Origin of the sequence: Chitinibacter sp. ZOR0017 (assembly GCF_000799095.1) — a bacterium.
Lineage (GTDB): Bacteria > Pseudomonadota > Gammaproteobacteria > Burkholderiales > Chitinibacteraceae > Chitinibacter > Chitinibacter tainanensis.
The window spans coordinates 83,676-108,879 of record NZ_JTLG01000044.1 but is presented as its reverse complement, the minus strand read 5'-3'; the positions used below and the strand labels follow the sequence as shown (position 1 = coordinate 108,879).

General features: G+C 52.8%; 39 protein-coding genes. All 39 read right to left on the bottom strand.

From position 1 onward, the window contains the following. Positions 1-57: 57 nt before the first annotated feature. Positions 58-438: a phage tail assembly protein gene (locus L991_RS13660; RefSeq protein ID WP_052190899.1), complete on the bottom strand. Its 381-nt coding sequence runs from the start codon at positions 436-438 to the stop codon at positions 58-60. Then, positions 438-812, bottom strand: coding sequence for a hypothetical protein (locus L991_RS13655; RefSeq protein ID WP_047396553.1), 375 nt, complete (start codon positions 810-812; stop codon positions 438-440). Before L991_RS13655 ends, L991_RS13660 begins: the two co-directional genes overlap by 1 nt. 39 nt (positions 813-851) lie before the next feature. Further along, positions 852-2,276 carry a phage tail sheath C-terminal domain-containing protein gene (locus L991_RS13650; protein WP_047396550.1) on the bottom strand — a complete coding sequence of 475 codons (1,425 nt, stop codon included), beginning with the start codon at positions 2,274-2,276 and terminating at the stop codon, positions 852-854. 11 nt (positions 2,277-2,287) lie between these two features. Beyond that, positions 2,288-2,485 carry a DUF2635 domain-containing protein gene (locus L991_RS13645; protein WP_047396548.1) on the bottom strand — a complete coding sequence of 66 codons (198 nt, stop codon included), beginning with the start codon at positions 2,483-2,485 and terminating at the stop codon, positions 2,288-2,290. Beyond that, entirely contained in the window at positions 2,482-3,138 is a 657-nt protein-coding gene (locus L991_RS13640; protein WP_052190898.1) for a DUF1834 family protein, read from the bottom strand. Before L991_RS13640 ends, L991_RS13645 begins: the two co-directional genes overlap by 4 nt. Further along, positions 3,135-3,554, bottom strand: a complete 420-nt coding sequence (locus L991_RS13635; protein WP_047396545.1) for a gp436 family protein — start codon at positions 3,552-3,554, stop codon at positions 3,135-3,137. The genes L991_RS13640 and L991_RS13635 overlap by 4 nt, the downstream gene beginning before the upstream one ends. Next, positions 3,554-3,886 carry a hypothetical protein gene (locus tag L991_RS13630; RefSeq protein ID WP_047396543.1) on the bottom strand — a complete coding sequence of 111 codons (333 nt, stop codon included), beginning with the start codon at positions 3,884-3,886 and terminating at the stop codon, positions 3,554-3,556. The genes L991_RS13635 and L991_RS13630 overlap by 1 nt, the downstream gene beginning before the upstream one ends. A gap of 10 nt (positions 3,887-3,896) precedes the next feature. Continuing rightward, a complete protein-coding gene (locus L991_RS13625; protein WP_047396541.1) occupies positions 3,897-4,826 on the bottom strand; it encodes a hypothetical protein in 930 nt (309 codons plus the stop codon). A 31-nt stretch (positions 4,827-4,857) separates the two neighbouring features. Beyond that, positions 4,858-5,313, bottom strand: a complete 456-nt coding sequence (locus L991_RS13620; protein ID WP_047396539.1) for a capsid cement protein — start codon at positions 5,311-5,313, stop codon at positions 4,858-4,860. Then, complete coding sequence (locus tag L991_RS13615; protein WP_052190897.1) at positions 5,310-6,446, bottom strand: phage protease; 1,137 nt, start codon at positions 6,444-6,446, stop codon at positions 5,310-5,312. Before L991_RS13615 ends, L991_RS13620 begins: the two co-directional genes overlap by 4 nt. Before the next feature lie 59 nt (positions 6,447-6,505). Continuing rightward, positions 6,506-7,216, bottom strand: a complete 711-nt coding sequence (locus tag L991_RS13610) for a hypothetical protein (protein WP_047396537.1) — start codon at positions 7,214-7,216, stop codon at positions 6,506-6,508. A 194-nt stretch (positions 7,217-7,410) separates the two neighbouring features. Then, complete coding sequence (locus L991_RS13605; RefSeq protein ID WP_047396535.1) at positions 7,411-7,911, bottom strand: phage virion morphogenesis protein; 501 nt, start codon at positions 7,909-7,911, stop codon at positions 7,411-7,413. A gap of 99 nt (positions 7,912-8,010) precedes the next feature. Next, positions 8,011-9,312 (bottom strand): phage minor head protein, encoded by a 1,302-nt coding sequence (locus tag L991_RS13600; protein WP_047396534.1) that lies wholly within the window; start codon positions 9,310-9,312, stop codon positions 8,011-8,013. Further along, positions 9,299-10,876 carry a DUF935 domain-containing protein gene (locus tag L991_RS13595; RefSeq protein WP_047396532.1) on the bottom strand — a complete coding sequence of 526 codons (1,578 nt, stop codon included), beginning with the start codon at positions 10,874-10,876 and terminating at the stop codon, positions 9,299-9,301. The genes L991_RS13600 and L991_RS13595 overlap by 14 nt, the downstream gene beginning before the upstream one ends. A gap of 16 nt (positions 10,877-10,892) precedes the next feature. Next, entirely contained in the window at positions 10,893-12,512 is a 1,620-nt protein-coding gene (terL, locus tag L991_RS13590; protein ID WP_047396530.1) for a phage terminase large subunit, read from the bottom strand. After that, the gene (locus L991_RS13585; protein ID WP_047396528.1) at positions 12,505-13,014 is read right to left on the bottom strand and encodes a DUF1804 family protein; all 510 of its coding nucleotides are present in this window, start codon (positions 13,012-13,014) and stop codon (positions 12,505-12,507) included. The genes terL and L991_RS13585 overlap by 8 nt, the downstream gene beginning before the upstream one ends. Beyond that, positions 13,014-13,241, bottom strand: a complete 228-nt coding sequence (locus tag L991_RS13580) for a hypothetical protein (RefSeq protein WP_047396525.1) — start codon at positions 13,239-13,241, stop codon at positions 13,014-13,016. The genes L991_RS13585 and L991_RS13580 overlap by 1 nt, the downstream gene beginning before the upstream one ends. Further along, complete coding sequence (locus tag L991_RS13575) at positions 13,241-13,450, bottom strand: TraR/DksA family transcriptional regulator (protein WP_047396523.1); 210 nt, start codon at positions 13,448-13,450, stop codon at positions 13,241-13,243. The genes L991_RS13580 and L991_RS13575 overlap by 1 nt, the downstream gene beginning before the upstream one ends. Beyond that, entirely contained in the window at positions 13,447-14,031 is a 585-nt protein-coding gene (locus L991_RS16645) for a hypothetical protein (RefSeq protein WP_052190896.1), read from the bottom strand. Before L991_RS16645 ends, L991_RS13575 begins: the two co-directional genes overlap by 4 nt. Then, a complete protein-coding gene (locus tag L991_RS17375; protein WP_156129088.1) occupies positions 14,031-14,204 on the bottom strand; it encodes a hypothetical protein in 174 nt (57 codons plus the stop codon). Before L991_RS17375 ends, L991_RS16645 begins: the two co-directional genes overlap by 1 nt. Beyond that, a complete protein-coding gene (locus L991_RS13565) occupies positions 14,201-14,416 on the bottom strand; it encodes a hypothetical protein (RefSeq protein WP_047396520.1) in 216 nt (71 codons plus the stop codon). The genes L991_RS17375 and L991_RS13565 overlap by 4 nt, the downstream gene beginning before the upstream one ends. A 184-nt stretch (positions 14,417-14,600) precedes the next feature. Continuing rightward, entirely contained in the window at positions 14,601-15,002 is a 402-nt protein-coding gene (locus tag L991_RS13555; protein WP_047396517.1) for a M15 family metallopeptidase, read from the bottom strand. Between the two features lie 114 nt (positions 15,003-15,116). After that, positions 15,117-15,692: a hypothetical protein gene (locus L991_RS13550; protein WP_047396515.1), complete on the bottom strand. Its 576-nt coding sequence runs from the start codon at positions 15,690-15,692 to the stop codon at positions 15,117-15,119. 31 nt (positions 15,693-15,723) lie between these two features. Then, the gene (locus L991_RS13545; protein ID WP_052190895.1) at positions 15,724-16,170 is read right to left on the bottom strand and encodes a Mor transcription activator family protein; all 447 of its coding nucleotides are present in this window, start codon (positions 16,168-16,170) and stop codon (positions 15,724-15,726) included. Further along, complete coding sequence (locus L991_RS13540) at positions 16,167-16,601, bottom strand: gp16 family protein (RefSeq protein WP_047396512.1); 435 nt, start codon at positions 16,599-16,601, stop codon at positions 16,167-16,169. Before L991_RS13540 ends, L991_RS13545 begins: the two co-directional genes overlap by 4 nt. Positions 16,602-16,679: 78 nt before the next feature. Further along, positions 16,680-17,588, bottom strand: coding sequence for a recombination-associated protein RdgC (locus L991_RS13535; RefSeq protein ID WP_047396510.1), 909 nt, complete (start codon positions 17,586-17,588; stop codon positions 16,680-16,682). 9 nt (positions 17,589-17,597) lie between these two features. After that, positions 17,598-18,290 carry a DUF2786 domain-containing protein gene (locus L991_RS13530; protein ID WP_047396507.1) on the bottom strand — a complete coding sequence of 231 codons (693 nt, stop codon included), beginning with the start codon at positions 18,288-18,290 and terminating at the stop codon, positions 17,598-17,600. 88 nt (positions 18,291-18,378) lie between these two features. Beyond that, a complete protein-coding gene (locus tag L991_RS13525) occupies positions 18,379-18,654 on the bottom strand; it encodes an HU family DNA-binding protein (protein ID WP_047396503.1) in 276 nt (91 codons plus the stop codon). Positions 18,655-18,746: 92 nt separating this feature from the next. Then, positions 18,747-19,178: a hypothetical protein gene (locus tag L991_RS17075; RefSeq protein ID WP_081986684.1), complete on the bottom strand. Its 432-nt coding sequence runs from the start codon at positions 19,176-19,178 to the stop codon at positions 18,747-18,749. A 1-nt stretch (position 19,179) separates the two neighbouring features. After that, positions 19,180-19,785, bottom strand: a complete 606-nt coding sequence (locus L991_RS13520; protein ID WP_047396500.1) for a DUF3164 family protein — start codon at positions 19,783-19,785, stop codon at positions 19,180-19,182. Continuing rightward, positions 19,782-20,129, bottom strand: a complete 348-nt coding sequence (locus L991_RS13515) for a hypothetical protein (RefSeq protein ID WP_047396496.1) — start codon at positions 20,127-20,129, stop codon at positions 19,782-19,784. Before L991_RS13515 ends, L991_RS13520 begins: the two co-directional genes overlap by 4 nt. Beyond that, the gene (locus L991_RS13510; RefSeq protein ID WP_047396494.1) at positions 20,122-20,316 is read right to left on the bottom strand and encodes a hypothetical protein; all 195 of its coding nucleotides are present in this window, start codon (positions 20,314-20,316) and stop codon (positions 20,122-20,124) included. Before L991_RS13510 ends, L991_RS13515 begins: the two co-directional genes overlap by 8 nt. Continuing rightward, complete coding sequence (locus L991_RS13505) at positions 20,313-20,546, bottom strand: hypothetical protein (protein ID WP_047396491.1); 234 nt, start codon at positions 20,544-20,546, stop codon at positions 20,313-20,315. The genes L991_RS13510 and L991_RS13505 overlap by 4 nt, the downstream gene beginning before the upstream one ends. Then, complete coding sequence (locus L991_RS13500) at positions 20,546-20,845, bottom strand: hypothetical protein (RefSeq protein WP_047396487.1); 300 nt, start codon at positions 20,843-20,845, stop codon at positions 20,546-20,548. Before L991_RS13500 ends, L991_RS13505 begins: the two co-directional genes overlap by 1 nt. Next, positions 20,842-21,162 (bottom strand): hypothetical protein, encoded by a 321-nt coding sequence (locus tag L991_RS13495; protein WP_052190894.1) that lies wholly within the window; start codon positions 21,160-21,162, stop codon positions 20,842-20,844. Before L991_RS13495 ends, L991_RS13500 begins: the two co-directional genes overlap by 4 nt. Continuing rightward, on the bottom strand, positions 21,149-21,718 hold the full coding sequence (locus tag L991_RS13490) for a hypothetical protein (protein WP_047396735.1): 570 nt from the start codon (positions 21,716-21,718) through the stop codon (positions 21,149-21,151). Before L991_RS13490 ends, L991_RS13495 begins: the two co-directional genes overlap by 14 nt. Before the next feature lie 38 nt (positions 21,719-21,756). Beyond that, positions 21,757-22,503 (bottom strand): AAA family ATPase, encoded by a 747-nt coding sequence (locus L991_RS13485; protein ID WP_047396484.1) that lies wholly within the window; start codon positions 22,501-22,503, stop codon positions 21,757-21,759. A gap of 40 nt (positions 22,504-22,543) precedes the next feature. Then, entirely contained in the window at positions 22,544-24,694 is a 2,151-nt protein-coding gene (locus L991_RS16640; RefSeq protein WP_052190892.1) for a Mu transposase C-terminal domain-containing protein, read from the bottom strand. After that, positions 24,691-25,179: a hypothetical protein gene (locus L991_RS17370; protein WP_156129087.1), complete on the bottom strand. Its 489-nt coding sequence runs from the start codon at positions 25,177-25,179 to the stop codon at positions 24,691-24,693. The genes L991_RS16640 and L991_RS17370 overlap by 4 nt, the downstream gene beginning before the upstream one ends. Positions 25,180-25,204 lie beyond the last annotated feature (25 nt).

The window sequence follows — 25,204 nt, the reverse complement described above, 5'->3', positions numbered from 1 at the left end:
CTTCTTCCTCCGACATTTCGGAGACTTCAGCGCCACTAAACCCGACTTGGCGAAGCATTAGATAGTCGCGTCGGAGACTAAGGAGGCGCTGTTCTGCTCTTTGCGCTTTTTTTTAGCCTCCAAGATTGCAGCTGACAGTAGGTCATAATCATCATCGACCAGCCGCTCAGCCAACCACCCTGGACTGCTTAATACATCGACTGGAATTTCACCCAGTCGGGTCAAGCAGCGCGCAATCACAGAGACATGCACTTCCATACCGCTGGCTTCAGGCAGAGCCTGAAACACAGCAATATTGTCACCCATGGTCGGCAAGCGCAGATCAAACTCACTGTGCAGCTTGCCGTCAAACTCAACGCCGTACATTAGGCGCTTGATGAGGCTTTGGCCTGAGTTTGTTTCGCCGCCCGATTTCGCGTCTTTTGTCACTTCAGCCATTATTCTTCCACCTCATCCATTGCGACGACTTTGAGCGAGCGGTGCGCTTCATTTTCGACGGTGTATTTATGACCAACTTCTGTCACCACGCAATCACGATAGGACATACGCTTGCCACCTTCGGAAACTGGGAAAACGGTGATTTTTGCGCCTTGAATTGACTTCCAGTCCAAATCACCAGAAAGTGGGATCACCACTGAAATATCCAAATCAATTTCTTGTACACCTTTGGTAAAACCTCGCGGCTTACCTGTCCGGTTCATGGTTTTAACGATTTTCTTGCCAGTTTTAACCGTGACGGACAAGTCGATCACTTCGACCTCTGTTGTGCCCACTTCCAACACAATCGCGCCAACGTATTCTTCTAAAGCCATTTGCAGCTCCTTGGCCGAGACGCGCTCGGCCGACTTAGATTAGAGGTACAGATCAATCACACCCGCAATCACATGCAAGCCATTCACGACATCACACGGAATACGAATATTGGCGCGGTTTGGATCTTGCAAATCTTCCTGCACCAGCAGCTTGTCCTTATTGGCCTCGACATTTTCAACGACCTCCAGCTCTTGGAGCTTGAGCAGTAAGTCATACGCTTCTGACCACATCTGCTTGAGAACCCGCTTGGTTTTTTTCTCACGCGGGAAGCGCAAAGAGAAACGCTCGCGGAATGCTTTACGCACATAATCCAACGTCCGAATGGTCGTTAAATCCAGCAGACTAATATCAGCAACACCTTGCGGATCTTTGGTGTAGGTCGTAATAGCGCGGACAATCTGCACTTTCTCACCCGGGCCAACTTCCAGCGGAGAAACACCGTTGTAAAGCGCATTTTCCTGCTCGGTACGGCCAAGACGGTTAACCAACGGTGGTGCTGCAATCCCAACCAATGGCAACAAATTCAGCGGACGCGCAGGATCTTCTTCGCCCGCGATGACTGAGGCATACGCCGCAGCGACCTCCCAAGGCAAGCTGATCGTGCCAGGCAATAAAGCACCGGTGATTCGTCCACTATTGATTGAGTTGGCCAGTGTCGTTGCTGCTGCCAGAGTGCTGGCCAGCGCATACACACCGATTGCACCACGCTGCTCCATTGGCGAAGCAACGCTATCCAGATAAGTCCGCAGCTTGGTCAGGTTGGTACTGTCATTCAGGCTGGAGCAAATGATGTTGTGGCCTGCAGCAAAAATTGGCGTCGTCGCTACGCTGATATCTGGGTCAAGCGTGCCACCGGCCACCGCAGAGGTTGCCGCAGTGATACCAGTACCCAAGAGTTGAACTGTTGAGAGCTTGATCTGATTTCCCAATGTGCCTTTGTTCTTCGCTGTCATAGTCACGACACCAGCGGCGATTGAAGCCGACATTGGCAAATCAGGATTGGCATCGCACGCAGCCTTAACCGCCGTAGCCACAATAGTCGGCGTATCGCCGACACTGATGGCCGCATTGACTTGCACGTTGCCGATCAAGACGCCTAACGAACCTGCCGCTGTCGCGGTGCCAGTGATCGTAATCGTGGCTGTTGCTGCAGTTGCAGCTGGTGCATCGTCCAGTGCGACGCAGGTGAGCTGTACATAAGGATTTGCATCCAGCGCGGCAGCCACCATTTGGCCAATAACAGAACCACGGCCAAAGTAGGTGCTAGACTCGACATCGCTGAACACATCAATCGGCGCTGCTGCTGCGACTGGGCCAACCGCCAAACGCTGGCCAACAATCACCAAGCGTTGCTGATTGCCAGGCAGCGAGCGTACCGCCAGTTTCAAATTGAATTCAAAAACCTTCCCAGGCTTTCGCATACTGCCTGGGATAACATCAAACTGAATATCACGTGATGCCATGATTACCCCCGTTAATCTGCGCTTGCAGCGCGAGTAGTTTTAACACCCTGAGCTTCTGCAGATGCAGTTGCCAGTAACAAGTCGCCGTCCAATAAACGACGCTGGTAATAGATCGTTTCGGGTACATCAACCGCCGCCGCATCGGTAATAAAGACGCGCGGTTTTTCTTCCATCGGCACTTCCAAGCCTGGTGCAGCAATCACGTTCATAGTTGTGACTCCTTTAAAGTAATAAGGTCAGCGGCATCAGGCTTGCCGTCACCTGGAGGGGTTAGGTCATAATCAACACCGATACGCAGCAGATCAGGCGCTTCTGTGTCTTTCTTTCCGTGACTCTGGTTAAAGACAGCATCTTCTGGCTTGCCTTCGATTGGCCATGCGCCGTTGTCCATCGCATGCTCCAGCCACGCCGTCGAAAACTCGCAAGCAAAAACACACATCGCCTGATTAGCAATTCGCGTGTTGTAGAGCGTGCGTACACGACCAGGCTTTAAATAATCAATGGCAATGCCTAAATCCTGCCGTCGCAACAAGCGGCGCACTGCACGCACCAATTGGTAAGCACCAACTTCACCCGCTGAGCCTTGCCGTGCGGCGTTGTGGGTCGTGACATTACGAGCTGCCACCATCACAACCCACTGGCCAGTGACTTTATCGATTTGCTTGCTTGTGCTGGTTGGTGCCGACTCTGTGATACCGCCGAATGTCACCCAAACAGCAGGGAAAGAACGAACCACATCCGCAGTCAGTTCATCCAGTTCGCCGCCGTAGCTTTCAACTGACAATGCGAGTCGGCCAAGCCCTTGACGCAAGCGATTCAGTATCGCTTCCTCAATCTGCTCTAATGCGATTGGCGTACTCATAATGAATCCCGCCCAAACACCGAGCCTGCGGATACAAAGCGAATCGTGCTTGTTGTTGCGGCTGGAGTACCATCAGCAGGCATACCACCCAAGGTCAGCTTGCCTTCGGAGATTTTTTCCAGCAGCTTGATTGCGTCCTTGTAGCGATTGCGGATTTCTTCCGTCGTCACCACAGCGGCACCACATAAGCGGTAACGAGCCAGATCGCACGCCACCCCAACCAACAAGCTAGGAACGGGCTGCAATGGAGTGTTGTAACGACCTGCCAGATGCGCGTCGATTTCAGTTGCAGCCTCGGCCAACGCGCCTGACAGCACCCCATCATCAATCGTTCCTGCATAGTGACGGTCAGTCAGCGCAATCACTTCACGCTCACCGAACCGCGATACCATGTCAGTTAAAGTGGCGTAGCTCATTATTTAGCTGCCTTGTCAGCGTCTGACGCCTTGGCTTTTTCTTCACCACCTTTAGCCTCGTCGGCTTTAGGCGCTTCCGATGGCGCATCAGCTTTAGGTGTTTCCGCTGGGGCAGCAACATTTCCGGCCTGCGGTGCAGACACCTCTATCACAGCAGCCTCATTGGCACGATCTGCCGGACGTTCTGGCACCTGCTCAATGGCACCAATTGCCAACAGCTCTTTGGCATCCTTGGCTGGAAAATCAGCCCAGTCGCCTGCTTCAAAGCGACGCTCAACCACCACGTCACCTTCACGAACACCATGCAAAACTGGTTGCAATACGCGGTACATGGCCTACTCCTTACGCAGGGTTTTGGATCAGATAACCAGCGATAATCCCGCTGATGACTGGTACGCGCTCATAGGTCACTGGATAAATCCAGCTCTTAGAGTTGTTGTCGTAATACGGCGGCTCAGCAGCTGGATTGCCATCCATGGTATAGGTGTAACCATAAGAGGGTTCATCCACATCAGAGAGCTGGCCTTCTGGCACATACGCCAGTACCGCGTTATTGCCCCAAACGTCCGTGGCCACGTTGGCGTCAGTCCAATACACTGCCGCACCCACGACCACTTTTTTCACGTTGAAGATGCCTGCCAGCATTTCTGGCGTAATGGACTGCGCGCTGGTGTACTGAAAACGCGCCACAATCTTCGGATTGTTTTTGGCCGCGTTAAATGCGACAGGTGACAACACCAGTACGTTTGGATACAGGCCACACTGAGAGCGAATCGCCTCACGACCCACATCGACCCCTGCGACAATGTCGCAACCTGGATCAGACCATTTGGCCGCACCAGCCAATGCAACTTTGTTTGTCCCTGGATAATTGGCCGCGTTAGTTGCAACGGTTGCCTGGGCTACTTCCAATGACAACTGCAGCGCCTTCATGGTTTTTTTCACGGCACCTTTGCCCAGATCAATACCAGGCACTTGAGCCGCATCACGCTGATGCTCACGCGGCACCATACCTTCCAGGCTATGGTTTTCCAGCGCAAACGGGCGGCCCAAGTAACCGTATTGCACGCGACGAGTACCAGAACCAGGCGAGCGAGCTGATGAATACAAACGGAAGGCCTCGCGACCAAACTCCAAGATCTGACCACCGGAAGCCGAAACCGGTACGCCTGGGAACAAGTTCATCCCGACGTATTCTTGGTTGGCATAACCTTGGGCAACGGTACTGAGAATTGGATCAATAATCCGTACACCGGCATTCGTTTGTGGCATTTGTATCTCCTAAAAATTGAACGAGCGGTCGTTAACGCACCAAAATTTCGACAAAGTCACCTGCACCAGTTGCTGCTTGCAGTGAAAAACCGATGATGTGCTGCGGTAGATCTGAACCAGCAAGTGCTGGCGTACCCGTAACTGAACCCGCACCATTGGCCACTGCAGATGTCACTGCCGTAGCGCCAGCCGCGACCGCCAAGGTGCCAACTGTTGCGCCCAGGGCCGTAGCTGCAATCACGCGACCATTTGCGTCAGTTACGAGTGCAACGCCTGCGCCAAACGCACCACCGGCTTCGGCCACGGCGGTACCCAGCACTGTGGATTCAAACCATTGGCCATTCGCAGCACCGCGACGAGCGACGCCGTGAATTTTCTGACCGGCCACAGTGGCTTGCGCACCGTTAAAACCAACGCAACGGTATTCCTGCACCGCACCTGAAGCCTGCAAAGGCAAATCAAGCACTGAAATAGCTTGCTGACTCATTTCTGTTTCTCCACGATGGATACGGCAGTTTCATAAGGCACACCATTCAGGCGCTGATATTCCAGCGCGGCTTGGTGCAATGAGAGTGAAGCTTGATTCACCTCGCAGCCCGCTGGCACAACAAAACCAGCGGAACTGGCGGGGATAGAATCAGGGCTGTTGCCTTTGGTTTGTGGCCGTGAAAGTGCCGCAATAGCTGGTGCGGTATCCAAGTAACCCTTCAGCGCGGCCAGATTGGTTTTACCCAAATCACGCGCCCAAGCCTCTTGTGCGCCAAGCAGGCGGCCATCAGACAGCGCAACCTGAATCAGCTCTTCGACTTCGCCTTGTTGAACTTGCAGCGTCAGTGCCGCCAGTTGGCCTTGCAGCTCACGCATGGTTTCAATTGGCACGAACTTGGCTGGGTCGGCTTGATTAGCGGACAGGGCAGCAATCTTCGTTTGCTGCTCAACCAGCAATGCCGCCAGATCAACACTGGCAGCGGCTGTATTGCCACCTTTCAATTGATCCATTAATTTTTGTAATTGCGCTTTTACATCTTCTGCCGTACTTCCAACGGGCAGATTAAGTAACCAGCGCAGCTGCTCGAGGAGTTCATCCATGTCAGTCTCCGGTTGGGTTGGGGTTGAAGTAGAAAGAAACGCCATGCGGGAAAGTACGGCGACTGATAACTCGGGAAGATCATCAAGCGCTGGCGTATTGGTCAAAGCAACATGCAGCAGTCGCTGAATGCGACCATCTTTGCCGTAAGTGAAAACTGGGGAAATATAGAGATATTCTTTGGCTTCTATCGCGGCAGCAGCTGCCGCAGTCCAATCGACAACGGTGTACAGGCCATCACCTTCTCGCCATTCCAGCGTGGTAAACCAGCCAGAAGCGGGTGCGGGCTTTCCGTTCTCGGCGGCGAGCAATGTTTGATGTTCGTAATCGACTACTGTTTTGGTTTTTTTGGCGGCAGCTGTCGCAACCAATACGGCTGCATTTGCTGCGTCCAAAACCCAAGCAGCGCACTCAGCTGGCCGCCCATCGCTCGCACGGAATTCACCCGCTGGCAAAAGCTTGATTGGCTCTTTGAGCTTTTCGGGATTAAGTTCGACCGACAGTGCGGCGAAGAGATGAGCTAGATTCGACATAGCCCCGATTGTCGGGGCTATGAGAGGGTTAAATCGGGAGGAAGGGGTTCAGTAGTTAATTAGAAATTGGTGAGTTGCACCCTGGAAAACAATGGATCTTTCAAATTGGCAAAGATCTTTCTCAATGTGTCCATCTGAGGGACGGTCAGCATGTAATTTTTCTTAATCCATGTGTTGTATGAATCCAAGTACTTGCGGTCATAATCTTTGATCGGATTTTTTAAAGCCGCCTGAATCAAGAATGCCACTGCATAGCACTTTTGAAGTCTGGCCATCCTAAACGTATCGTATTGCTGACCCTCCATCTTTTCTATATTTTTGATGTGAGTTCTTGCACTTTCACTCAAAGTTTTATGCTGCAGCCACTCTTGGTAACGGGGCTCGAGTTTGGCGTGGGCGGCACCTACAAACCCCATTTTTGCTAATTTTTCAAATCGCAAACGCAAATAAGCCACGGCAAAGTCATCAACATTTTCAAGTGGCTCACCATCATCATCTGCTCGCGGCCCTGCAGCTCCACCCCCACCACCAGGATGAGCCTCAACGGGCACCATTAGCGCCCCCTTCGTAAAGTCAGGTACACGCTCTCCCCAATTTGTGTCTTTGGTATGACGCCTAGCGCAAGAAGGGCCAGCGACGAACTCTTGGCCATTTTCATCACGCACGATATGCGCGATACCTTTTCTGACGCTGTGCCTCACACCCTTGTCTTGAAAATGGCATTCAGGAGCATCACCGACAAAATCAATTCGATCTATAAAGTACAGCATGGCACATTTCCTTTTCTGACGACTCATCAAAGAACACTTAGGAAATATACCTGACACGCCTTTGGCAGTACGATGTCAAATCAAAGAATGCCCAATACTGGCGTTAATACCGCGTTAAAATCGCAACACCGCCCAGCACTACACCAATGCCACCAAATTTCACCAGCAATGGCTCTCCGCGCTTTTATACCGCCTTACCGCTCAATCACTTGCCGTAGATAGTTCGATACAGTGAATTCAATCTCAGCCTCATCCTCAGGCATCAACTTTAAAAATGGTCGAGCCGGTATTTTTGAGCCTGGATGCTTTACAGACTTGGCATAGCGATTACCAAATTTGAGCGCTTTGGCATTACGCGCCACTATCAAATGCGGTCGTGTTTGCCCACCAAATTGATGAATAGCGGCATACTTAACCTCTGAATTTCCCGCCTTCACTTGAGCACCTGTTGCATCGCTCGACTTCACGAGACTACCGGCCAAGCGACCTGTATTGTTCAGTATTCGCCCACCTGTGCGATAGCCAGGCTTTAACCCCAACCACCGTGGGCGACCCTCCTGAACAAAATTTTCCTCGACGGCATCAAGCATCACACCAGCCACAGCCCGCATCGCTGGCGCAGGGCTGGCCGCAGCTTTAGCAAGTCGCTCAAACAAGGCTTCCAGTCGGGACGTATCGATTTCTACTTGAATCATGGCTATACTCTATTTGTGCCTCGGAAACACGGTGAATCTCCCGGCCGTAGAACGTCGCAAGACGGATCGCGTGAGAGGAAGTGGGAGTCTCTCCCGAGGCTATTTCTTTATCAGGTCATTTTTCACGACCTTACCGCGCTTCATTGCTGCCTCTGCAGCATCCTTATTACTCTCTCTGAACGACGTCAAAAACATAGCCTTGCCTGTCTGTGTAGCCTTTACTGCTGCGTGATATACGCGATCACCTTGGCGCACAAAGACTAGGCTTTGTTCGCCATCCTGCACGATCAATTGCGCTTGCTCGATGACGTCCTGCACCCGCCAGTAATCGGCCAACTCAATATCCTGCCCATGCCGATTAACCAACTGTTTAGCCAGCGTGTCATCGGATAACCAAACAGTTTGGGCTTCTGCTTTCAACAGCGTCTGATACTCCGGCGACAACACTGCAACTGGATAACGCTGCCCAACGGTCAATTGCTGACGAGCGACTCTCGCCAACTCACTCTTGCTGCTTGCTGGCATAGCCTGGCGCAATGCACCTACGGCCTGATCCATACCTTGGTACCAGTTTTTAAAAGCAGGCCCAGTAAGCGCTCCCTTCACATATTGTCTTGCAGCATCTTTGTCATAGCGATCCAGCTCAGGCTGGTAGGCGGCTCGACCAGGGTTGTAGCCAAAACCAGCATCAGCGGTAAACACCTCGCCACTCGGCGTTGTGTAGCTTGGCACATGCCGAGTAGTGCCTTTCTTGTCGATGATCTGCTCGGTTTCACCTAAGCGGCCTTCGCTACTACTGGTTGCCAGTGACTTTCGTTCGATGTCGCGTTCACTACGAGTCCGAACGCGACAGCGACAATTCCAACCGTTAGGTGGATAAAAGCTGCGCCAAAACGAATCGTCATAGCGAAAAATCTGTCCAGACAGCGCACGATGGCGTGGCCGTGTACGATTATCCAACACCGCCACATACTCCCACCATGGGCGCAGATCGGTGTCTTCAAGCTGCGCTTGATAACGCCCAGCGCTGTACGCCGCCTGCAGATTAGTGCGAAAAATTGTCTCCAGTCGGCGGGGATTAAGCCGTTTACCGACGACCTCGCCGGTATCGTCATCAACCATCCTTCCCTTACCCCACCAGCCTTTTTGCTTTAATTTAGGAATCAAATTGTTCTTAAACTCTTGCAGCGTGCCGCCACTTTTCAGTAGCGCATTAAGCTCGCCCCTGATGTCTTCCAACACGTCGAGTTTTGTCACGCCAGCGACCGTAAAGGCTTTCGCATGAGCTTCCGCCCATACCTCTTGCCACTTAAAACCAATCGCGTAACCTTTAGTCTCAAAGTATTCGATGGCTTTCTCAGGCGGTAGGCCGATGGCATAACCCAAATCAGGCAGCGCCATTAATGCGCCCCCAGACATCGGCCACAAATAAAGCACGTGTCAACATGGACTGCAATTGGGCATCGTCCAGCTCTGGCCAAGCACTAGACAGTGCAGCCTTTACCGCTTCAGGGCTGTCGCCTGACTGGATTTGACGCACCAGCGGGGCCAGCAAGGCTTGCATGGCCGCATCCAGATCGGGCAGCTCTGCGGTATCAATCGCATGCTGATCAGGATAAACAACTTCGCCCTGGGCATTGGTGAGCACTGCGCGATATTTGGCATCAGCCACACCTGGCTTTGGCCTAAGTTCAGGTGGCAATGCCATTTCTGGACGTGGCGCAACCAATACTTCGTCATCCTTTTGCGCCACAGGGATCGCCAATTTGTCATGCACCCAGTCGGTTTTGACCCGCAGCCCCAAGCCCACCAGTTTCGGCAGCGAATCAGCATAGAGCTTCATGTCACCGACCTGGCGCGTATCAAACACGAATTGGGGCAAACGGCGCGGGTCGATATCACCCGCGTTCAGCGCCAACAGCGGATAGATCAAATCACGGCTCAGCGTGCTGGCCAACTGGCGCGAATCCGATACCATCAAATCATGGCGCACTTCATTGTGAACACTGCCCAAGGCATTGGTGCTGGTTTTACCATCGGCCTGGCTGGTGAGCGTACCGCCGAGAATGGCTTTCGACTGCGACTTCTCGCACCAATCCATCATGGCTTGAAATGGGTCTGAACTTCCTTTGGCAGCCTCAACAAATTCAATCACCATCCCTTCTGGAATGATGCCTGCAGCATTATGGCCAATACTCGCCACGGCTTGGAGCAAAGTCGATTTTTCAGCTTCGGTCGCACCACTAGGGTATTTACCGAGTCGCAATGGCAAGCCGTAAATTTCAAGAAACTCAGCCAAATCACGCACGCTGTAATTCTTAAACAGGTACGGCCACGCCAAGACGCGATGCAGGCCAGCACGGGTCAGATAGCCACTTTTTGCTTTGTGTTTGTGAATTACCCAGCCAAATGGCCACAGCTCAGCACCTTCCAAAGAACCATCACGCAAGCGCAAAGCATTACCATCATGCAGCAACGTTTGAAACCAGCGTTGCGGCCGGTGCGTCAGGCTTTGTGGATGCCAGGTACTGCCAAGCCGCTGCCAATCAATCTCCAATGCAGAGAAGCCATGCCCGATCCCATCCAGGCAATCCAACAGCACATCTTCAAAGTCTGCAATGTCCAGCAGCCATTCCTGCACTTGCTCGGCCTGTTTTTTCTCGGCAGGCGTGGCATTGCGTGGCGGCTCAACACGCCAGTCCAAAGTCAGCAAAGCTCGCTTGCGTTTACTCATTTCGGCAAACACATGCGCATCTTTTTCTTCGATATCACAAAACAAATCGGCTTGTGCAGCCAGATTGCCCATTTCAGCCATTTCAAGAATTTGCGCCAGGCGTGGTGGCGTTAATCCTTTGGCCGGATGCTGCGCAAATTCACGCGGAGTATGGGTTAGCTTGGCCGATTGCGCTTCTCGCAACACGGCTTGCTCAATGGGGTTTCCATACTGATCTAAAATTTTCGGCATATTTGTCACTCTTTATTTACCAAGCACCGCCACCACCAAAACTGGAGTGGTGTTGCACAGGTGTAAAATCAATTTGGCCAAAACCAGTCGTCGCGGCCATCCACAGCATTTGCAAGGCATCAGGGCCGTCGTCGTGATCGGCCATCGGGAAGTGTCGCAACTGATCCAGCAAGGTGGTTTGGCTGGGGTGAAGCCGAATCAGCCCATTGACCATGTGCGGTTGCAGACTTTCAATGCGCAGCAGCTTGTCAGTGCTCGGAATAATGGCGCGAGCAGGCACAGGAATTCCTGCGATTGCGGCTCGCTTGACCAACTCGGTACGCAAGAACTCTTGAAACTGCACCGACTCCACCACCCACAGCAGGCAGCGATACTCACGCTGCATGCTGATCACATCGCTAATAATTTTGTCCGGCAGGCGCTTACGGATAGCGGCTTCAACGACATCAAGCACGCCAGTACTGCGATTGAAACCACCGACTAAGAGTGCTGACGGGTCACGGCTCGCGCCTTTCTTACCCAAGGATGGATCACACGCGCCGTAGAAAATCCAATCAGCAAGCCGGTTGACCCAGAACTGGATGCATGTCGCAAAAGGCGCAGCATCACCAGCCACTGGATCATTCTGGTACTCGGAGTCAAAAGCAGAGTGACCATCACGCGCACGGATTTTCATCAGCTTTTCAATCGGACGTGCCGACCAGGACACCACTGATCCTTCATCCATCGCCGCTTTCTTCGCGGCATAGAAGGCATCGGCTACATCTTCGCCATCATTGCGCAGCAGCTCTTCCCAGCGTTCCCACAAGTCCATGCGATCTGGCCAGCGCAGCACAGCCTTAAAGCGCGCCGACTTCCACAGCTTGTTGTTCAGCGTTCGGCTTAGTACCGAGTCGTAATGCAAAATCGTACCGATATAGACCACGTCAAACTTGGCTGCAGCGCCACCCAATGGCAGCACGGTTTTAGTCAGCCATGCTTGCAGTTTGTCGCGCTGATCAGGGTTACGGACTTGCTCATCATTTTCGATATCGTCCAGCACGGCCAGATCAGGCCGGTGCGGGCCATGCCGTAAACCGCGCAGCTTTTTACCCGAACCAGCGACCTGAATCTTTACATCGTTGCGAGTCACGATGGTACCGGCCTGCCACACACGGCCTTGGCCAGTGGCTTCAGGGAAGTCCATTATCAGGCGGGGATTAAACTCCAACTCAGCTTTGATCGCCTCAAGCATCGGATATGCCTGGTCGATACTATCCATCGCAATCACAGGATATTTCTTGCGCCCAGTGATATCGCACCAGATGACAAATAACTGCGAAACCAGCGTTGATTTGGCCTCTCCACGTGGGGCGGCAATTGCATCGGTTTCACTTTTATCGCTCGCCACAATTTGCGGCAAGCGCGTAAATAGATACTCATGCAACTGACTACGCTCTGGAAACTTCACGTAGTGTGGGAAGTAGTTCTCAACAAGAAATGCAAAGCCATTGACCGGATCAAATACCTTGAGGCGGCGCTCGGCAATTGCTGCTGGGCTTGGGTCAAAGCCGCACACCTCAGCTTCAATGGTGCGGCGTAGATCGGCGGCGAGTGAAGCTAAGTCTTTGAGGAAATCGCGCTTATTTTTAGCCATAACGCTTCGCTAATTCTTCGCCAAATGGCTCAAGCACATCAATAAAGGCAGCGGCATGCTGCGGATAGCGATCACGGATAAATCCGGCCAGCGCCTGGACAACTTCCATCGCCGTCGCCAGTTGGCTGGTCTCTGGCAAGACACGGCGGCTGGCGGCCACCGTCTTGTTGTATGAGTCTGCCAGGCTAGCCAGCATGTTGACCCGCGCCATGGCCGTTAATTTTTCTTCGCTATCGTTAGCGTTTAACGACTCCATCGCGGTCTGATATTGCAGCAAGAAACCCGCCAACATTTGCCGCGCCAGCTCTTCCATACTGCCACCAGCTAAGGTCTGTGCAGCACGCAGCTTGTCCCAGTCATCACCATCAGCCAGCGCATCACTTTTCCAGCGCCGTGCAGTACCAATTGGCACATTGCATTGCAAGGCTGCCGTTTCGATGGGTTGCTGGTCAAAAATAAAGAGTCGGCGTAATTTGTCGCGGGTTTCCTTTGGGTGCGCCATTACATAAACACTCGCTCAAGCATTTTGATTGCAATAGCTGTTCCTACGGCAGCAATGCCACCACCAATCGCACCCGACTTGGCAGCCTGAACTTCAACGTGGCGCAGGCGCGTTTCTACATCATCAACGCGACCATTCAAGCGCTCCTGATTCGCCAGCACCATATCAAGCTTGCCTTCCAGGCGACCCAACATCATTGCCAAATCGCTATTGTTTACGTCGCCCATCAGGCTCTCCCTTTTTCATATTTTGTTTGGCAAGGCACACAGCGCGTACAGTGTCGCTGAGCATTGCGGCGCGCCTCTGGTATAGGCTCACCACAATCGTGGCAACCCAGCGAAGTTACCGTCGACTCAACTTGCTCGCGGGCAATGGCAATCGCTTTATCACGCTGCCACTGCTCCAGATCGCTGGCCCGATCAAAGATGTCCGTCATGGCTGGCTCCGGTGCCAATCAATCAAGCCTGTCAATTGGTTTTCAATGGCACGGCAACGGATGGCGTTGTCGATGTGATTGGAGAGGATGTCGGCCTGGGTGACGGTGCTGGCGTCGAGGCCGTCAGTGCTTTCGGTTTTGCTGGTTTGCTGGTCAGCGCCTTCGGCGGTGCTACCGGCTTCGGGCAATCCGAGAGCTGAGTTCCACTCGCGCACGAAGCCAGTAGTGAACACGCAAGCAGGCAAAGGCTGAGGCGCAGCATCCGGCGCGGAACGGTAAACAGTTGTGACATGAGGTACTTTCCTTGCAAGTTGCACGCGCTGCTCGGCCAAGTCGGCGTTGGCCAGCGACAATGCTTGTGTTAAATCGTCGCGGATCTGGATCGCTGTTTTGAGATCAGACTCACGCGCCTGCAGCTGGGTCAGCATTTGCTCTGAGTGTTTCTTGTCCTGGGCGGCCAATAAGGTATCGCCGTGAGCGCGGCCCCATTGATAGCCGTGATAAGCACCGACACAAGCACAACTCACTGCGAGAACAATGGTTCTAGTCCAGCGATTGAGAAGAAGATCAAGCAAGTTCATCAGTGGCCCCCGCTAAAAAAGCCGCCAGCGCTGACGATCCAATAGCCCAAGCCAACAGCAATCAAGGTGCTCCAGAAACTGTGTTTGCCGGTTTTAGGCTTGCCGTGTTCGCTCAGCGCAATGCCAAGCGCTATACCGTTGAGCGCAAGCCAAATCAGTTGTGGATAACTCATTGCGCAGCCCCCTTATTCGCGAGCCAGCGGCGAGCCACGGCGTAACCGCCCACCACGCCCAGATACACAAACCAGACATCAGCAGTCAGCGTGCCAGCCCAGCCTTGCTTGATAAACACAGCAGTGCCAGCAGCGCAGGCCACATTGGCCCAGATTTTGGAGTGAGATAGGCGCTCGCCCTGGGCATCAGTAATCAGATCGGAGAGTTTCATTTTCGCCCCCGACGTTGATTGCGACGTTTAGCAGCATGACGACGAGCTGCGCGTACACCGCTGTGGCGATGAGGCTGAGGGGAGTCTTTGGCTTTGATATTGCCCTGGTAGTCTCCATAAGAAACTGAGATCTGTGGCAAAGCACCCAACATTGCGGCAGCCATTGAAAGCATTAATCGCATGATTAGCCCGCCTTTAATTCAAAATGCGGGAACTCACGGAATGGTGCACCTGGACGGCCATACCAATTCAGGCCTAAATCCATGCCAATTTGGCCTGCTTTTTGCCACAGCGGGTCATCGCTATCCCAAACTGCCGCGCCTTTTTTGACGGGAACAATATCGAATGCACGTGCTGCTGGCTGACCGTTGATGGTGAAGTTATGCGCTGACTGACCACCTTTAGCGCGAGTAATGATTGGCCCAGGCGTAGTTCGCCCTTGGGCATACATCACGTCCTGCTCAGCATTGCTGCGATAAGTGCCAGTAATCAGGATATTGAGGCCTGCTGCTGCACAGCGTCGTAAAAACTCGCGGCAAATGGGCTGCAAATCAGGATGGAGGTCTTCGATTTTGCGACTGGGCATGACAGGCTCCTTGGTAGATGCCTGTCATTTTCAGCTCGCGCGCGCGTGGTGATCGGGGGGATGGGGTTCAGTGGGTTGCTAGATTGGCTTTACTAGGTATGGGTAGTCGAAAGACTATTTTTCACTTTTTGCCATCAGCGCCAAGCCCATGGAGCAACGGCTAACGGCATCAGTCTGGATGGATGCGAGCCGCACGACATCATTAGTTCGTGAATCAGATACACCTTCAAGCGTTAACCGAGACAACATCACAGCATCTCGACAAGCCCAAAGGACATCATGGATTTTTTTCCCATCTTCACTAAACCGTTCTGGCCATGCCTGCTCCATGGTTCTCAGAACACCGATAAACGTTTGCAGCGTTTCAGGTTTAGCTGCAGCTTCTTTCATCGTTCCTTTGACTAGCGCAATCGTAGCCAGCGTACGTTTTGCCTGTTCATATCCTGCAATTGCAGGTTTATCTGGAAACTCATCCCACGTAGTCGTATTACGCAACGTGGTATAGAAAGCCTCCATCGCTTTTTGTTCGTGGGGTTCTTTTGCGGCCTTGAATTGGTTTAGTTCATTCTGCAGTGTTTGGTTCTGAGCCTGAGAATCAGAAAGCGAATTTCTTAGTTGCTCCGTTTCTTGAGAATTTCCACAACCGATAAGCGCCGTAGCCAAAATAGCGGGAAGTATTATTTGTTTCATGATGAGGCCTTTATGATTGATAGGCCAAATCTTAAAACAAGCTGACTTGCTCCACACGTACCAGATCAACTTCTTTCAAAATTTCCCACACGCGACGGTCACTGAGATGATGATCACGCGCCAGCTTCATCACAGCGCGATTAGCACTTTCTTCGCCGGTGTACGCATCAAAGTCTGACCGGATCAGACGATTGCGTACCGCACGTACCGCCGCTTTGCAACTAGGGATATAAAGCACATCGTCACCACGGTAATGCTCGGCCAGCAGCGCCATTTCCTTATACCCAATGATTTCTGCGAGCGCCTCATAAGCGATTTGACCTGCACGCTTTTTACCTTGGGGAATTAATATGCTCGTCCCTCCATGCAGCTCAACCAACTTCAGGGCGGCGGTTAGGCCGATAACCCGCACCAGCTCTTGCACACTGGATGGCAGTAGTTGCACGTCAGCTTGGTGGATTTGGTCGATGGTAATCACGATGCTTTCCGTCCGTTACGTTGCAGGTCATAGCTCAGCGCAGCCACCAGTTTGCCCAGGCCTTCCGCCGTGGCAAATTCAAGCGCATCTACTTTGCAAATCCGCTGAACCATGCTCTGGCCAGACTTGCTAGCGCGGGTAAGGTATTCCCAGGGATAACCACGCTCAGCCAACAAGGCTTCGATCTTGCTCATCAGCGCGGCCTTGCCAGCAGCAGGCTTAGTCGGTTTCTTGCCATGCTTTGGATTAGCCTTGGGTTTGAAACCGCAGCTTTGCAGGTGCGCGAGCACCTTCATGGCCATCGGCACAGTGAGCTTGGAGGCCGAATCCACGCCAGCCACGTTCTGCAGCATGGCGCGATAGGTCGCATCGTCCATCGCCAGCTCTTTCTTGGCGATGTGGATTTTTGCAAGTTGGGCTTTATCTAGCATTTTCAGTCTCGGTAGATTCACTCTCCATAACCCGCTATGGCTAACGGGCTACAGGCAGGGAATCAGACATGCTTAAGGTTACGGATTTCGTTCACCCCCCAAGGAATCAAGCAAAGCGGGAATAAACCCACGCAACTCACCAATCAGCAGCGCAAATTGCGATTCAAACAAGTCATCCTGCGTTTCGGCATCCATATCTTTCAGCTCGTCTTTCAAGACATCCAGCATCGCCAGCGATTTGATTTCCAGCGACTCGGTCAGCGTGAAGGTCAGGCGTTCGCCGAAGGCCAAACTGAGGCCAGTGACGATCTTGCCGACCTTCAGGTGCTCGCTGACCTCTTTGCAATCCATCACCTGACGTTTAAAGCGCGCAATTGCTCCTTCATCACCTGGTGCTTTTAATTCGGCAGCTTGACCGAGTGAGAATTCATCAGGGATTGCGCCGTACAACCAATCGGTCATGGCCACAGCAGGGCTGATCTCAGTTTCGACCAAGCGAGTTGGCAAACTGCCCAGCGTTTCACGCAGGGTTGAAAGCAAGAACTCGGCATTGGCCGCACTGGCCGAATCAACAATCACCAGCCCATTTTCCAGATCAAGCAAAGCACGCCGCACACGGGAACGGGTAAAGGCTCGCGGGGTCAGCTCTTCGACAATTCGATCTTTCAATTCACGCTGCTCTTTACGGCCGCACTTGCGGTTTTCTGCCGATTCGATTTGTTCGACGCGATAATCCAGCTCGTCCTTGATCACTGCGGCGGGCAGCACTTTCTCTTCTGATTTGAGACAAACCAGCACGGCGTTTTGACGGGCAAATGCAAAGCTGTCCTGCGCAAACCTGGCAGGAGCAATCCAGCCGCACGAGTCCATGTCCATGCTGCCGCATGGCACAAATGGGCGCTTGGCCAACTCGGCGTCAATTAGATCGGCAGTCAGCGCATGATCGGCGGCCAAACGGTAAATCTGTAGATTTCTAAACCAAAGCATATCGCCCCCTTAAGCCAGCAGCGCTTGCGCGCCTGCTTGGCTGCCGACACCGTGATTCAGTTGGGCCTTTTTACCTGCCTGCATTCCGGCATCAATTGCATCCCAATCTTTATCTTTTAACTTGCGATCTTTATTGCGATCTTTTACCTCCGACTCTTTGAGTTTTTCACCATATTTTTGGGCAATAAACGCATCGATTGCGGCGACGGTGGCGTCTGTTCCTGCGAACTTATGAACCTGCCGAGAAACCGAATAAACCCATGCTTCGCAGAACAAATCAGCGCGGCGGGTTTTGTTAATTGCCTTCAGACGCTTACATTCGGTTTTTGTGAAGGCTGCACGCTCTTTCTTTACCTGCCTAAGCAGGACTTCAAATGCATACTGCGCAATCTCTGCCGAGGCGCCGCAACCGATGAACCCCCAAAAACCACCGGTTGAGCTCATGGTAAATATCAGCTTGCAGCCAAATGCATCCGAAACAATATGTGCCAAGTTCGTTTCCCACTTCGAGGGGTCTTTCTTAGCACTCGCCCTGGCTTTTGCTTCGGCAGCCTCTGCTGCCAGCAGGGTTTCATCGTCCACGCCGAATTCAGCCATTAGTTTTTGCGCCATCTTCAGCGCAGCAGCGGCTTCATGCTCATTGGCGCTCTTTGAAAGCGCCAGACACTTCCTGATCTTGCTGATCGCTGTTGCCTTATCCATCTTCAGCTCCGTTAAAATGTTGGGAGAAGCATCTGGCCAGATTCACTTCGCATAGCGACCTGCAGGCAAGCCGCTATACGCTGTAAACCTAGCGATTCGCCCAGTCTTTTAGCGCCTTAGCGGCGGTAAACTTAACGGCGCGCTTGGCTTCGATCTGGATGGTTTCGCCGGTGCGTGGATTACGACCAGGGCGAGCTGGTTTTTGATCCACACTGAATTTGCCCAGATCAGGAATGCGGATCTCGTTACCGGCCCGCACTGTTTCAAGCACTGCGCTGGTCAATGCGTTCAGCGCATCCTCTGCTTGGCGCTGGGTCAAGTCGGCATTGGCTGCAATCAGTTGAATGAGTTCTGGTTTGTTCATGGTCTAGCTCCTTGGCGTTAAAATTGGGTTTCGATTTACGGCTGATTAACGCCAGCCGCATGCGGTTGTTACGGGCTACGTCGGGCTTAATGTCACACCCCACTACAAAATTCGACGCCAAAACGACCTTTATGGCCATTTCCTTTCGCGCACCATTTAAGCCAATCAATCAAAGCATCCATACCAGAATGTTGATCAACAGCTTCTGGTACACCTGGCACGAGTAATTTTCCAGCGCTCTCACCTTTACCATGTCGAGCTAGGCAATCAACAACCGCCTTGATGCTTGATTTTTCACCTCTTGCAATAATAATTGCGCCATCCGGCTTATCTTCCTCAAGACCAAACTCGATCAAGCCACTTGCAAAGCACCATGCAGAAAATGGGGTCAAATCAAAGTAGGATCGGCATTTACATCTTGGACATACAAGATGTGACATCCCATTCTTCGCTGGCACCTGAATGCGCTCTGATTCAAGGTGTTTATTTCTGCAACGTGTGCAACTGACTGAAATATCAGCCATTTCACACCCCCGACACATCAAGCGGAATTGAACGGTATTCGCTGGTATTGCCGACCCGTTCATACACGCGCACATAAGACTTGGAGCACTGCACCGTGACTGAGTCAGATAGTGCTTTCATGGCGCGCTGCCATTTCTCATCGGTAATATCCAAACGGCGCAGGCTCAAAATGCGCCCCGTGCTAATCTTGCCTTTCTGATCGACGTTAAACGCGTCATTGATCAGTGCGCGGATCTCGCTGCGAGCGCCTTCTGTCCATTCGTGCACGCATTCGTCGATTAGCGATTTGGAGGCTTGCAAGCCTTCATCAAAGGTCAACGTATCGCTGATTGCACGCATGACTTTGTAGCGTCCATCAAAGCTAGTCAGCGTCAGATTGCCTTTCTGGCCGCCCACTTTGGCTTCGTAGCGTTCGGCTGACAGCTCAGCGAATGCCTGGATATCGTCAAATACTTCTTTCTTGAACTGGGCCAAGGTCTCGCTGACCTTTTGCGCTTTAGCGACGATTTCCAGCACCAATTCATTGCGCTGCAAATCGACTGGCTTAATCATGTCCATTGGCACCAAGCGACCCTTGGCGTCTTCCATAAAATTTTCTTGTTTCATAACTTCATCCTGAGTAATTGCTTCACCTTATCCAGCTCGCTTTGGCTTTTGGCCTTGCGCTCTGGCGTCCAATACTGCTCGCCGCTATCGGCACGAGGCCGGAATAAAGGTTTGTTACCGTGGCGAGATAAATCTTGCTGGCCTCGCCAGTCTTGCTTGGGTGGTGGCAGCTCTGGCACCGCACGATCTGCGACGCTGGGCATGGTCTCGGCAATGGCCACCAATTCGTTCTGGTAGTTCTGCCAAACTTTCTGACGGGCGATTAGCCGGTCAACACCCTGCGCCACCATCGTTTCTACTGCTGCCGCTAGTTCGGCTTTGACGTGGTTGGGCAAATCACGCACGTGGGATGCTCCGATCCAATTGTTCTGCGATTTCCCAAACCTCTCGGCTACGGCGGGTGTATTCCAAATCTTCAATGCCATGCCGCGCTTCGCGGCGCTTTTCCAACTCGGGTCGATAGACCGTCATCAAGGCCCGCTCGGTTTCAGCGCGATATTGCCGCCATGTATCTAGTCCAGTAGGGATCATTGCTCACCCCACTTCAGCTGCACGCCGTTCATAAAAGTCACCGGCTTCCCAGCTCGTTTGGCAATGCTGACTGGCACCACGGTTTCGGGTGGGCGGGTGTCAACCAGTAGCCCCCAGCTTTGGCCGCCAAAATCATTGGCCAAGGTGGTCACCCCCGCTTGGCGCAGGCGGCGGATCACGTCGTTGACTTGACCGAGTTTTTGCACAAAATTGTCATTAAGCACTTTCATCAGATCACCTCCGGTTCCCACCATTGAATCAGGCATTCATCAATGACCGCCTGCCACAAGTTTTCTCGCCCTTTAACTCCATACTGGTGCCCGACAGTTTCAGCGCCAGCCTCTTTCAATTGCTTAATCAGGTGGCTGGATTTCGATGCCTGGATCAGTACCGATGGCCGACTGCGATACCCTGCGTTTTGCTGCAACACCATGCCACCTTGTTGAATACACCAGCGCATCACTGGTACTACGCGCTCGGTATCGGCCAACAATGTAGCCCCTTGCGGTAAACAATCTCTGGCACTCATACCACCTCCGACTTCTTTGGGCAGCGTTGGCAAGTGCGCCAGTGCTGCAGTTTCATTGGGTTATGCATGGGTGCTCGGCTAGACGAGGTTGCCTGGCACTCTGGCAGACCGATATCACGGCGTAAGTGCGGGCAAACCACGGTATTGAGCTTTTTCAGTACAGCCTTGCTCACTGCAGCGGCATCACCTGGATAAAGCCCACGCACAAACAAGCTGACAGTAGGACGGCTGTAGCCAATCAATTTGCCGAGCGCTGTAAAGCCATGTTCATCGGCATACTTTTTGGCTAATTCGCGAGATTTGTCATAGGTCGACATGATTAACGCTTTCCTCCCAAACAACCTTGTCCAGGTTCGGGTCATAGACATAGCTGGCCTTACCAACAACGGGCGGACGTGGGCCGGAATACTTGGCCAGCACAATGCGGTACCGACCAGCCGATGTACGCACCACATAGCCCGCATGCACCATGTGCCGCACATACAGCTTCACGGTATCCTGCGACAGTGGCCGCTCTGGTGTGCTGGCAAAATTGGTTAGTTCTCTAACGCTAAATTCGCCAATGATCCGCATCGTGCGCCAAATCGCCTCGGTACCCAGCTCCCGCAGGTTTGGAGTGCCATTTGCATTCAGGCGCGGATATTCAATCCCGCAATCCTTGACCAGCTTGAAATGCTGTTGATCTGCCGCTTTATGGCGTTGATTTAGTCGTTCGATATACCCGCCACGGCGCAAGGCACTGAGGTAGTTACCAATCGTGCCCGCTGCAACACCCGAATCGCTGTGCAGCAAAAAGGGAGTGAAATCCTCGCGCCGTGCTCGAATGGCTTCCCAAATACGCTGAAAGGAACCACGGCCACCAGCGCTTTCCATGCGTTTTGCTGCGCGATAACTGCGTTTCGCACCCATCGTTACACTCTCCGTTTTGGCGCATCGCCAGTAAACAGAGGCCGACTTCCCCAAGCCTTCAAATCCATTGATTCACGCCCCAGTTCCAGCGCGACTTTGCGGATATTGTTCAGATTCACCGCGACCCGACGTACTGAGCCGTGTGCGGCTTCCAGCGTCTTATTGAGTAAATCGTCAGCAATTTCAATGTCATTGCTGTAGACCGAGCGCAAGGCGCGGGCATCACTCAAGTCAACCGGCTGTGCTGGCACCCAAGCCAATACGCGACCATGGAACCGCTCCCAGCGTTTGAGCTTGTGTGGCAGCTGCTCTTCACCGATCAGCAGAATCGGCGCATGGCTCGCTTCGTAAAGGTCGCGCACCACCTCAACTGCATTCTTATCAACGAGGTGATCCATCTCATCCACAATCAGCGGACGCTGACTGGCTGCCATTTCTTCTGCCGCCTGATCGAGCATTTCTGCGACGGTGCCAGCCGGTTTAATCCCCATCTCAAACAGCACCGCCTTCAGAAAGTGCTTTTTCGTCCAGACTGACTTGGCTTGCACATAGCGAGCGCGGGTGCGATTGGCGACCACATTGGCGCTCACGCTTTTCCCCCAGCCAGAAGGGCCATAGAAACACACCAGACCAGGCAGGCCAGAGTGACGGCCTACGGCGCTCATCAAAGCTTCCTGTACCAAAGTCAGGTTGCCGATCTGCGCTAAACCTGCAGCTTCAAGTTCGTGATTGACGGTTGGGGTACTCATTTGATCTAATCCTTATCGTTGTTGTGGTTGGTAATTGCTTTCAAGCACGGGCGAGTTGCAGCTCGTCCGCGTTTGTTGTGCAGTGCATGTCGTGCTGCACTTGCCATTGCGGCGAACGTTGGTACATCCGGTGTTTTGTTGCTTCGTCGTCGCTAATTGGTTTCCCCTCTCTGATTCGTTGATCAATCTCGCACCAGGCGGCATACCGCTCGCTGGCCGACCAATCTTCCCAAGTTCTTTGCGCTGACACTGGTGGCAGTGCTTGCACATCAATCACCGCCAGTTCTGCGGCCTGTTCATGCAGTTGGCTGCGAGTCATCACACGCATGCCTGGTATTTCGATGGTTTGCTGAACTTCCAGCGCAGGGCGTCTTTCGGCCTCGGCCAGACTGATTTTCTTCTCGGCGCGCTTCACAATGCCGTCAGCACGTGCATCACGCAGCTTGTCGATGAATGGCACAGGGAAGGCATCGACCTTGTTACCTTCAAACTCGGCTTCACAAATAAACTCGCCTTCTAAAGTACGAATCACCACACGTTCTGCGTCGTGAATGTCATAGCCAACCTGTACTTCCTGCCCATCAACCAGCATCAGCTCTTTGCTGAAGTAACTGTTGTTCCACAAAGGCACCTTGCCGCGCCGTGCGGTACGAATAACGTGCGGACGGAACAATTCACGCAGTTCAGCTTCTTCAATCACTACGCCAGCTTTTGGCGGATTAGCCAGCCAGAACTCATTGGGCGTTAAATGCCGACCATTACGCTTTGGCAATGCGCTGTGACGGTGATTGGCGTTGTAATCCGCAATCGCTTCTTCAAGAGCAGCAATAAAGTCACGCCAGCTCACCAGATGCGGGATTTTGCTCACTTCATCGCTGTTTTTTGCTGCATTCAGGGCGCGGGTAATATCGCGAGTTGCCAAGCGCAAAGTCTCTTGATCAGTGCCAGAGCCATGAAAAGTAGGAAATTTGCGCGCCAGCGGAATGGTCAGCGTTTGCCACAAGCGCTCAATCAAACCACGGCCTTGCGGGTTGCCTGGAATACCGGTTTGGTGGTCAATTCCCAATCGGCCAAACATACCGACCACGGGTGCATCCAACATTTTTCCTGTCTCACCAGCGCCGTTATCTGAGTAATAAATCAGTGGCAGCGGGTGATTTGTCGCGCCGTGGCGGATTGCATCAGCGACAGCCAGCACGTTCTCAGCAAAACTCACTGACCAGCCCACCACCTTGCGGCTACGCGCATCCATCACCAAAGTGACTTCAGGCTTGATCGGTTGACCGTGGTCGGGGTGTGCCACTTTCATCTTCATGCCGTGACCATCGCCAACCCAGCATTCGCCGGTATCAAATACCGTCCAGTCGCGGTCAACGTAAGGCATCTTGGCCTTCAAGGCCGCACCGCTGTGCTGCAGGCGATACAACATTTCAGGCGGCAGCTTTTTCAGGAAGCGGCGCACTGCATGCTCAGATGGAATTTCGCCCTCTGCCCACTCCTCTTCGAATATCTTGTAGGCGGCAGCTACGGTTTGCCCTTGTTTTGGCCGCCAGCATGCGAAAAACTGCGCAGCCCAAGTCGGGATCGTCATGTCTTTGGCACGTTTTTTTGCTGCTGTTGAGCCTGTTTTTTCCAGATCAAACCAGCGCTTGATCGTGCGGCTGGATGCCACCGTACCGTCATTTTTGCGGCCACGTACATCCTCGGCACCTGCGAACATGCGCGCCAACGTGCCATTCGGTTCTTTCATTGCCTCAACACGTACCGCGCTGATCGCGGCTTCTTTGCCAACGCCACAGCCTGCCATGACACGCTTGATAGCTAATAAAACGCCTTTGCGACAATCGGCCTGCAGCTGCTCTGCGCTGGTTAAAGGCAATTCAACATCATTCGCCACCAGTGCTTTGCTGGTTGATGGTTCAGCAGCAATCGGTTTCAATGCCGCAGGTACTGGCAAAGACTGAGAGTCGTCGATAACACCCTGCATCGCACGTTCACGAATCTGCGCCATGATCGCGACCGGAGGGGCGTACTCGCGACGAGTTCCTCCAATCCCTTTTACTTCGACCACCGGCCATAATTCACGTTCAGCTTTAGCAAGCACCTTCCCCTTACTTGCTGGCAAACCTGCCAGCTTCATCGCGGCCAACTCACTGGCGCTATAGTGGGTTTTGATTGCTGCGGGTTTCATACCTGTTCCTCAGCAAACATATCCAGCTCTGGCTCAGCCGTTTTCAGTACATTGGCGCGATGGAACGTAAAACCTCGCAACACTTCATCGAGCGACTCTAGCGTTTCATCTAAAGCAGCCCGACCCTGATAAAAGCGAATCAGCAAAGCCATTGCATTGGCCTGCTGTGTCTGCAAATCACTAATTTCTACCTGATCCGCCTTACGGCCTGTCGGCAGTTCAATGGGCATCCGACCACCTGCTAGCGTGAGGTAATCGCTAACAAAATGGATGCCACACAGGTGTTCAAACTGAAGGATTCGGTTGGTCGGCATCACGCCTTCTGAGACCCAGCGAGAGTATGTTTGCTGAGTTGTCGCCATCAAATCCCACATTTGCTTTGCAGGACGGCGTTTTACTTCCAGTGCATATTCGCAGCACAAATTGAACGCATCCTGCAATGTTTCAGGCCGTTTACGTTTCCAATTTCGTTTACTCACTGCCATGTTTTTTGCTCCGAGTAATCCACTT

What these genes read in the sequence shown, in the direction of transcription:
- L991_RS13660 (WP_052190899.1), bottom strand. Translation starts at nt 438, where the DNA reads ATGGCTGAAGTGACAAAAGACGCGAAATCGGGCGGCGAAACAAACTCA.
- L991_RS13655 (WP_047396553.1), bottom strand. Translation starts at nt 812, where the DNA reads ATGGCTTTAGAAGAATACGTTGGCGCGATTGTGTTGGAAGTGGGCACA.
- L991_RS13650 (WP_047396550.1), bottom strand. Translation starts at nt 2,276, where the DNA reads ATGGCATCACGTGATATTCAGTTTGATGTTATCCCAGGCAGTATGCGA.
- L991_RS13645 (WP_047396548.1), bottom strand. Translation starts at nt 2,485, where the DNA reads ATGAACGTGATTGCTGCACCAGGCTTGGAAGTGCCGATGGAAGAAAAA.
- L991_RS13640 (WP_052190898.1), bottom strand. Translation starts at nt 3,138, where the DNA reads ATGAGTACGCCAATCGCATTAGAGCAGATTGAGGAAGCGATACTGAAT.
- L991_RS13635 (WP_047396545.1), bottom strand. Translation starts at nt 3,554, where the DNA reads ATGAGCTACGCCACTTTAACTGACATGGTATCGCGGTTCGGTGAGCGT.
- L991_RS13630 (WP_047396543.1), bottom strand. Translation starts at nt 3,886, where the DNA reads ATGTACCGCGTATTGCAACCAGTTTTGCATGGTGTTCGTGAAGGTGAC.
- L991_RS13625 (WP_047396541.1), bottom strand. Translation starts at nt 4,826, where the DNA reads ATGCCACAAACGAATGCCGGTGTACGGATTATTGATCCAATTCTCAGT.
- L991_RS13620 (WP_047396539.1), bottom strand. Translation starts at nt 5,313, where the DNA reads ATGAGTCAGCAAGCTATTTCAGTGCTTGATTTGCCTTTGCAGGCTTCA.
- L991_RS13615 (WP_052190897.1), bottom strand. Translation starts at nt 6,446, where the DNA reads ATGTCGAATCTAGCTCATCTCTTCGCCGCACTGTCGGTCGAACTTAAT.
- L991_RS13610 (WP_047396537.1), bottom strand. Translation starts at nt 7,216, where the DNA reads ATGCTGTACTTTATAGATCGAATTGATTTTGTCGGTGATGCTCCTGAA.
- L991_RS13605 (WP_047396535.1), bottom strand. Translation starts at nt 7,911, where the DNA reads ATGATTCAAGTAGAAATCGATACGTCCCGACTGGAAGCCTTGTTTGAG.
- L991_RS13600 (WP_047396534.1), bottom strand. Translation starts at nt 9,312, where the DNA reads ATGGCGCTGCCTGATTTGGGTTATGCCATCGGCCTACCGCCTGAGAAA.
- L991_RS13595 (WP_047396532.1), bottom strand. Translation starts at nt 10,876, where the DNA reads ATGCCGAAAATTTTAGATCAGTATGGAAACCCCATTGAGCAAGCCGTG.
- terL (WP_047396530.1), bottom strand. Translation starts at nt 12,512, where the DNA reads ATGGCTAAAAATAAGCGCGATTTCCTCAAAGACTTAGCTTCACTCGCC.
- L991_RS13585 (WP_047396528.1), bottom strand. Translation starts at nt 13,014, where the DNA reads ATGGCGCACCCAAAGGAAACCCGCGACAAATTACGCCGACTCTTTATT.
- L991_RS13580 (WP_047396525.1), bottom strand. Translation starts at nt 13,241, where the DNA reads ATGGGCGACGTAAACAATAGCGATTTGGCAATGATGTTGGGTCGCCTG.
- L991_RS13575 (WP_047396523.1), bottom strand. Translation starts at nt 13,450, where the DNA reads ATGACGGACATCTTTGATCGGGCCAGCGATCTGGAGCAGTGGCAGCGT.
- L991_RS16645 (WP_052190896.1), bottom strand. Translation starts at nt 14,031, where the DNA reads ATGAACTTGCTTGATCTTCTTCTCAATCGCTGGACTAGAACCATTGTT.
- L991_RS17375 (WP_156129088.1), bottom strand. Translation starts at nt 14,204, where the DNA reads ATGAGTTATCCACAACTGATTTGGCTTGCGCTCAACGGTATAGCGCTT.
- L991_RS13565 (WP_047396520.1), bottom strand. Translation starts at nt 14,416, where the DNA reads ATGAAACTCTCCGATCTGATTACTGATGCCCAGGGCGAGCGCCTATCT.
- L991_RS13555 (WP_047396517.1), bottom strand. Translation starts at nt 15,002, where the DNA reads ATGCCCAGTCGCAAAATCGAAGACCTCCATCCTGATTTGCAGCCCATT.
- L991_RS13550 (WP_047396515.1), bottom strand. Translation starts at nt 15,692, where the DNA reads ATGAAACAAATAATACTTCCCGCTATTTTGGCTACGGCGCTTATCGGT.
- L991_RS13540 (WP_047396512.1), bottom strand. Translation starts at nt 16,601, where the DNA reads ATGCTAGATAAAGCCCAACTTGCAAAAATCCACATCGCCAAGAAAGAG.
- L991_RS13535 (WP_047396510.1), bottom strand. Translation starts at nt 17,588, where the DNA reads ATGCTTTGGTTTAGAAATCTACAGATTTACCGTTTGGCCGCCGATCAT.
- L991_RS13530 (WP_047396507.1), bottom strand. Translation starts at nt 18,290, where the DNA reads ATGGATAAGGCAACAGCGATCAGCAAGATCAGGAAGTGTCTGGCGCTT.
- L991_RS13525 (WP_047396503.1), bottom strand. Translation starts at nt 18,654, where the DNA reads ATGAACAAACCAGAACTCATTCAACTGATTGCAGCCAATGCCGACTTG.
- L991_RS17075 (WP_081986684.1), bottom strand. Translation starts at nt 19,178, where the DNA reads ATGGCTGATATTTCAGTCAGTTGCACACGTTGCAGAAATAAACACCTT.
- L991_RS13520 (WP_047396500.1), bottom strand. Translation starts at nt 19,785, where the DNA reads ATGAAACAAGAAAATTTTATGGAAGACGCCAAGGGTCGCTTGGTGCCA.
- L991_RS13510 (WP_047396494.1), bottom strand. Translation starts at nt 20,316, where the DNA reads ATGATCCCTACTGGACTAGATACATGGCGGCAATATCGCGCTGAAACC.
- L991_RS13505 (WP_047396491.1), bottom strand. Translation starts at nt 20,546, where the DNA reads ATGAAAGTGCTTAATGACAATTTTGTGCAAAAACTCGGTCAAGTCAAC.
- L991_RS13500 (WP_047396487.1), bottom strand. Translation starts at nt 20,845, where the DNA reads ATGAGTGCCAGAGATTGTTTACCGCAAGGGGCTACATTGTTGGCCGAT.
- L991_RS13495 (WP_052190894.1), bottom strand. Translation starts at nt 21,162, where the DNA reads ATGTCGACCTATGACAAATCTCGCGAATTAGCCAAAAAGTATGCCGAT.
- L991_RS13490 (WP_047396735.1), bottom strand. Translation starts at nt 21,718, where the DNA reads ATGGAAAGCGCTGGTGGCCGTGGTTCCTTTCAGCGTATTTGGGAAGCC.
- L991_RS13485 (WP_047396484.1), bottom strand. Translation starts at nt 22,503, where the DNA reads ATGAGTACCCCAACCGTCAATCACGAACTTGAAGCTGCAGGTTTAGCG.
- L991_RS16640 (WP_052190892.1), bottom strand. Translation starts at nt 24,694, where the DNA reads ATGAAACCCGCAGCAATCAAAACCCACTATAGCGCCAGTGAGTTGGCC.
- L991_RS17370 (WP_156129087.1), bottom strand. Translation starts at nt 25,179, where the DNA reads ATGGCAGTGAGTAAACGAAATTGGAAACGTAAACGGCCTGAAACATTG.